This window comes from Plasticicumulans sp. (genome assembly GCF_035331805.1).
In the GTDB taxonomy this organism is placed as follows: Bacteria; Pseudomonadota; Gammaproteobacteria; order Competibacterales; family Competibacteraceae; genus Plasticicumulans.
This window is the reverse complement of record NZ_DAOLKE010000260.1, coordinates 1-5,146: the sequence shown is the minus strand read 5'-3', so window position 1 is coordinate 5,146 and position 5,146 is coordinate 1. Positions and strand designations below refer to the sequence as shown.

3 protein-coding genes are annotated in these 5,146 nt (G+C 73.6%); 1 reads left to right on the top strand and 2 read right to left on the bottom strand.

Going from position 1 to position 5,146, the window contains the following annotated elements; genetic code table 11:
* Positions 1-59 precede the first annotated feature (59 nt).
* Together PKE44_RS14770 and PKE44_RS14765 are read right to left on the bottom strand one after the other, a co-directional pair.
* On the bottom strand, positions 60-2,705 hold the full coding sequence (locus PKE44_RS14770) for a PAS domain S-box protein (protein ID WP_324552519.1): 2,646 nt from the start codon (positions 2,703-2,705) through the stop codon (positions 60-62).
* 208 nt (positions 2,706-2,913) lie between these two features.
* Positions 2,914-4,008 (bottom strand): response regulator, encoded by a 1,095-nt coding sequence (locus PKE44_RS14765; protein ID WP_324552517.1) that lies wholly within the window; start codon positions 4,006-4,008, stop codon positions 2,914-2,916.
* A 221-nt stretch (positions 4,009-4,229) separates the two neighbouring features.
* Between PKE44_RS14765 and PKE44_RS14760 the strand changes: the two genes are divergently transcribed.
* On the top strand, positions 4,230-5,146 hold a 917-nt coding region (locus PKE44_RS14760), incomplete at its 3' end, for a DEAD/DEAH box helicase (RefSeq protein WP_324552515.1).

The window sequence follows — 5,146 nt, the reverse complement described above, 5'->3', positions numbered from 1 at the left end:
CTGCGCGGCGCTGCTGTTTGCGCTCGGGCTGCTGCTGCCGGTGCGCCGCTGAGGCCCGCTCAGCCGCCGCTGCGGGCCGCGACCCGCGCGCGGTGGCAGGCCAGATCGGCGGCCGACATGACATCGAGGCTGTCGCCGCTGTCGGCGTTGACCGGGATCGCGCCGATGTCGGCATCGACGCGGTGCGTGCGCCCCTGCACCTCCATCGAGTACTGGCCGAGCGCGGCGCGGATCTCGGCGAGCTGCTCGGGCAGGGTCTCGGCGTTCCAGCCTTCGAGCAGCAGCGCGAACTCATCCGCGCCGACGCGACCGGCCACGTCGCGCGGGCCGAGCACGTCGATCAGCGCCTGCGCGGCTCCGGCCCGCACGCGATCGGCCATCGCCTCGCCGCCGAGCGCGGTCAGGCTGTGCATCTGGCGCAGCGTCAGGTAGATCAGCGTGCGCGGCGCGCCGCCGGCCTGCACGGCTTCGAGGGCGTTGTCGAGCTTCGCGACGAAGCCGGGGCGATCCGGCAGGCCGGTCAGCGCATCGCGGCCGAAGCTGTCGAGCACCTCGGACGGCTCGCTGGGCTGCCCGGCCTGCACGTCGCCGGGGGCGTCGCTGCCGGCGGCACGCAGCACCAGCACGACGCCGCCGACGTCCTGGCCGAGGCTGCGGATCGGCGCCACCGAGCAGTGCACCGCCAGCTCGCTGCCGTCGCGGCGCACCAGGCGCAGCACCTCGCTGGCCCCGGCCGACAGCATCAGGTCGCCGCGTTCGAGACCGCTCAGCGGATCGCGCAGGCGCAGGACCGAGGGCAGCGGCTGGCCGAGCGCCTGGGCGCTGTTCCAGCCGGTCATGCGCTCGGCGAGCGGACTCAGGAAGTCGACGCGTCCGAGCGCATCGGTGGTGACGACCGCCTCGGTGATGCTCGAAAGGATCGCCTGCGCGCGCTCGCGCTCGCGCGAGCTGACGGTCTGGCTCTGGCCGAGCGCGGTCAGGTCGTGGACCAGACAGACGTGATGGCGACCGTTGTCGTCGTCGTAATCGCTGCTCGGCACCAGCGCCGGGAAGCGCCCGCCGCCGCGGCGCACGCCGCTCAGCGGCCGGGACGGATCGAGCGGCGCCAGCGGATCGTAGCCCGGCAGCAGCACCGCGACCGGTCCGCCGAGCAGTTCGTCGGCCGCATAACCGAACTGGCGCTCGGCCGCCGGATTCATCGACTCGATGCAGCCGCTGGAACCGACGATCAGCACGGCCTCGGGCAGCGACTCGAAGGAGGCGCGCAGGCGCGCATCCCGCACCGCGGCCTCGGCCGCGTGCCGGTGCTGCGCGGTCACGTCCTCGGACAGGCCGGCGAGCCGGTAGACGACGCCGGCGGCGTTGCGCACGGCGTGGGCGCGCTCGCGGATCCAGCGCAGCTCGCCGTCCTGGCGCTGGATGCGGTACTCGGTGTCGTAGCCCTCGTTCTGCGCGGCGCTGCGCACCAGCCGGCGCAGCCGGTCGCGATCCTCCGGATGCACGAGTTCGCGGCGCAGGCCCGGGCGCTGGAACACCTGCTCGGGCGTGAAGCCCCAGATCGATTCGAAGGCCGGGCTCAGGTACAGCATCTGGCCGTTCTCGATGCTGGAGATCCACAGCACCAGCGGCGCGCCTTCGGTGAGCTGATGGAAGCGCAGCGCGCTCTCGGACAGCTCGGCCTCGCGCAGCGCGACCATCGCCTCGACCTGGCCGTGACGGCCGACCGTCGCCCGCAGCCAGAACGCCACCGCCAGCGTCAGCGCCAGTCCGACGCCGAGCGCCCACCACGGCCGGCTGCCGAGCGAGGCGAAGAACTGCCCCGGCGCCGGCGTGGCCACCACCAGCCATTCGCGCTGGGCGATCTCGATCCTGCGCTGCAGGTGCTCGACCGCGCCGAAGGCTTCGGGATCGGCGAGATAGCTCGCCATCGCCGCACCGCGCAGGCTGCCGAGCGGGTGATACAGCAGCTGGCGGCCGCGCGGTGCGCCGAGATCGAACAGGCGCAGCTCGACCTTGACCGGATCGAGCCGCGACAGCGCGCCCTCGACCAGGCGCTGCGGATCGAGCACGGCGATCGCGACGCCGACGATGTCCTGACGGCGACGGCGTTCGTCGGCGCCGCTGATCAGCGTGCGGTACACCGGCACCGCCGCCAGCACGCCGCGCGACTCGCCGTCGCCGCCGCGCGGGAAGGGCTCGGACAGCGCCAGCCGGCCGCCGTCGCGCGCCGCGAGCACGGTGGCGGCGAACTCGGGCCGGGCGAGCAGATCGGCACCGGCGACCAGGCTTGCGCCTTCGGCCGGGTACAGCCGCGACAGCAGGTAGCGATCACCGCCGCCCTGCGTGTCGCGCGCCGCCCAGGCCAGCGTGTCCAGCCCCGGGGACAAACCCAGCAGGTGGCGCGACAGCGCATCGAAGGCCTCGGCCGACATCCCGGGGTTGGTGTAGACGAAGGCCGCGAGCCCCTGCAGGCCGGTCAGGCCCTGCTCCAGCTCGCGCGCCACCGACAGGAAGCGGTCGCGCGCCGCGCGCTCGAACTCATCGTGGGCACGCTCGCGCTCGCCGCTCGCAAGCAGCAGGAAGATCGCCGCGGTCAGCAGCAGTCCGCCGATCAGCGTCGCAAGTGCCGGCAGCCACGATCGCCGCTCGTCGGCGTTCCCTGCGCTCGTGGCCTCGATGTTTGCTTTCCGCTGCGCACGCGCCATGCCTCGTGATCCTCGCTGGCTGCACCGGCCGCACGGCCGTGCATTGAGACGGACTCCAGAACATCCTTCCCGGCCGCCGGCAGGCGCTGCTGCCCGTTCCGGCGCCGGCACCGGGCGCGATTATCGTCCGCCGCCGGCGCGCCGGCCGCCGCCAGCAACGAAAACCCCGCGCCGGGCGCGGGGTCGGGGTCGGATCAGCGCTGCAGCCTCAGAGCAGCACGCCGATGGCCACCGAGGCGACGATGCCGAGGCCGAGCAGGACCATGCCGATGCGCATCTGCCGGGCCGTCGCCTCGGCGTGCGCCTCGGCCTTGCGCGCAGCGGCGAGCGCCTCGTCGAGCTGTTCGCGGGTCGGGGCATCGCCGACGCGGCCGCGCAGCGTGCCGAGCTCGCCGCGCAGCTCGCTCATCAGCCCTTCCCGCACCTGCGCGAACAGCGATTCGGCGGCCGAGCGCGCGCCCTGCTGGGCGGCGTCGCGCGCCATCTGGCCGATGCGCGCAGCGAGCGGTCCGGATTCGATCGAGGCATCGAGGCTGTGCAGCCATTCGTTGCGGCCCTGCGCGATGCGCTCCTCGACGATGCTGGCGGCGAGATCGCGCACCCGTCCGGCACTGGCCCCGGCGGCATCCTCGGCCACCGCCAGCGCCGCGTCGCGCGCCGCCGACTGCACCAGCGGCAGCCGGTCGCCGACCTCGCTGCGCACGGCCTCGGGCACGGCGGCATAGACGAGATCCTGCACCAGCGCCGGCGCCATCGACTGCACGGCCTCGCGCGCGGCGCTTGCGACCGCGGCCTCGATGGCCTGACGCAGCGCAGCCTCGGTCGCCACCAGCCGCGAGGCGACCGCCGCCGCCACCGAGGATTCGATCTGCGCGGCGAGTTCCGCCGCGCTCGGTCCGGCCGCCGCCAGCGCCGGCGCAGCCGCCGGCATCGACGCCGCCTCCGGCACCAGACGGTTCAGGATGTCCGACAGCCCGGCATCGCCGGCCGTCTTGCCGAGGAAGGCCATGGCGCCGGCTGCAGCGGTGCGGGTGCGCACGTCGTCGGTTTCCTCGGCCGAGCACATCACCACCGGCAGCCCGGCGAACTGGGGATCGCGCGTGATCAGGCCGGCGGCCGTGAAGCCGTCCATCTCCGGCATCGTCACGTCCATGAACACCACATCCGGCCGGCGGCCCCGCAGAAACTCGAAGGCTTCCGCGGCCGAGCCGACCTGTTCGACGTGCAGCCCGTGCTTCTCGAGGGCGCGCGTCAACGCCAGCCTGGCGAGTCGCGAATCGTCCACGACCAACGCTGTCTTCATCGTCGATTTCCTCACCGATCCAGTCCCGATCCGAATCATGTTCCCTGCCGCCCTTCCGCACTCCGGTGCGGGGCTCCCTGTGGCCGGGCGATTAGAACCATAGCGAGCCACTTTTCCCATGTCCGGGATTTTCACCGCGCCCCTGTTTGACGATGTTTTACACTCCACGCCCCAGCCGCCTGCCACCTGGACACGTCTTTTGCAAGGGCTTTGTAAGCACCATGTCCCCTGAACTGCCGATCACGGCCGTGCTGCCGGCTCTGGCACAGACCCTCGCCGCGGCCCCGGCCGTCGTGCTGCAGGCCCCGCCCGGCGCCGGCAAGAGCACCGGCGTGCCGCTCGCGCTGCTCGATGCGCCGTGGCTCGCGGGCCGGCGCATCGTGATCCTCGAACCGCGCCGCCTGGCCGCCCGCGCGGTCGCAGCGCGCATGAGCGCGCTGCTCGGCGAACCGCCCGGCGCCACGGTCGGCTACCGCGTGCGCTTCGAGGCCCGGGTCTCGGCGCGCACGCGCATCGAGGTCGTCACCGAAGGCATCCTGACCCGCCGGCTGCAGTCCGATCCGGAGCTTGCCGGCGTCGGCCTGCTGATCTTCGACGAGTTTCACGAACGCAGCCTGCACGCCGATCTGGCGCTGGCGCTGGCGCGCGACGCGCAGCTCGGCCTGCGCGAGGACCTGAAGCTCCTGCTGATGTCGGCCACGCTCGACGGCGAGCGGCTCTGCCGGCTGCTCGACGATGCGCCGCTCGTGAGCAGCGAAGGCCGCGCGCATCCGGTCGCGATCCGCCACGTCGCGCGCGAACCCGAAGCCCCGCTGCCCGAGGCGCTGGCGCAGCAGGTCGTGCGGCTGCTCGCCGAGGAATCCGGCGACGTGCTCGCCTTCCTGCCCGGTGGCGCCGAGATCCGCCGCGCCGCCGAGCGCCTGCGCACGCTGGCGCCGCAGGTCAGCGTGCTGCCGCTCTACGGCGAGCTGCCGGCTGCCGAGCAGCAGCGTGCGCTGGAACCCGCTCCCGACGGCCGCCGGCGCGTGGTGCTCGCGACCACGATCGCCGAGACCAGCCTGACCATCGACGGCATCCGCCTCGTCGTCGACGGCGGCTGGACACGCGCGCCGCGCTTCGATGCCGCCAGCGGCCTGAC